The organism is Caballeronia ptereochthonis, assembly GCF_001545075.1.
Classification (GTDB): Bacteria; Pseudomonadota; Gammaproteobacteria; order Burkholderiales; family Burkholderiaceae; genus Caballeronia; species Caballeronia ptereochthonis.
In genome coordinates, this window is the sequence record NZ_FCOB02000102.1 from 1 (window position 1) to 1,019 (window position 1,019).

1 protein-coding gene is annotated in these 1,019 nt (G+C 62.7%); it reads left to right on the forward strand.

Annotated elements, in window-relative coordinates; translation table 11 throughout:
• On the forward strand, positions 1-1,019 hold a 1,019-nt coding region (locus tag AWB83_RS35630), incomplete at both ends, for an S-(hydroxymethyl)glutathione dehydrogenase/class III alcohol dehydrogenase (protein ID WP_087050270.1).

The window sequence follows — 1,019 nt, forward strand, 5'->3', positions numbered from 1 at the left end:
GCGGGTGAAGTGCTGATCGAGGTCAAGGCGACCGGCATTTGCCATACCGATTACTACACGCTTTCGGGCGCGGACCCGGAAGGCATCTTTCCGGCGATTCTCGGGCACGAGGGCGCGGGCGTGGTCGTGGATGTCGGGCCGGGCGTCGGCACGTTGAAGAAGGGCGATCACGTCATTCCGCTTTACACGCCGGAGTGCCGTCAGTGCAAATTCTGCCTGTCGCGCAAGACCAATCTTTGTCAGGCGATTCGCGCGACGCAGGGCAAGGGCCTGATGCCGGATTCGACCTCGCGCTTTTCGCTCGACGGCAAGCCGCTGTTCCACTACATGGGCACGTCGACGTTTTCGAACTACATCGTCGTGCCGGAGATCGCGGTGGCGAAGGTACGCGAGGACGCGCCGTTCGACAAGATCTGCTACATCGGCTGCGGCGTGACGACGGGCGTGGGCGCAGTCGTGTATTCGGCGAAGGTGGAAGCGGGCGCGAACGTGGTCGTGTTCGGTCTGGGCGGCATCGGGCTGAACGTGATTCAGGGCGCGAAGATGGTCGGCGCGGACAAGATCATCGGCGTCGATATCAATCCGGGACGCGTCGAGCTGGCGCGGAAGTTCGGCATGACGCACTTCATCAACCCGAAGGAAGTCGATAACGTCGTCGATCACATCGTGCAGTTGACCGACGGCGGCGCGGATTATTCGTTCGAATGCGTGGGCAACGTGAAGCTGATGCGTCAGGCGCTCGAATGCACGCACAAGGGCTGGGGGCAGTCGTTCATCATCGGCGTGGCGGCGGCGGGCGAGGAGATCGGCACGCGGCCGTTCCAGCTCGTCACGGGGCGCCAATGGAAAGGCTCGGCGTTCGGCGGCGCGCGCGGCCGCACCGACGTGCCGAAGATCGTCGACTGGTACATGGAAGGCAAGATCAACATCGACGATCTGATCACGCATCATCTGCCGCTGGAGCGCATCAACGAAGGCTTCGACCTGATGAAGAAGGGCGAGTCGATTCGTTCCGTCGT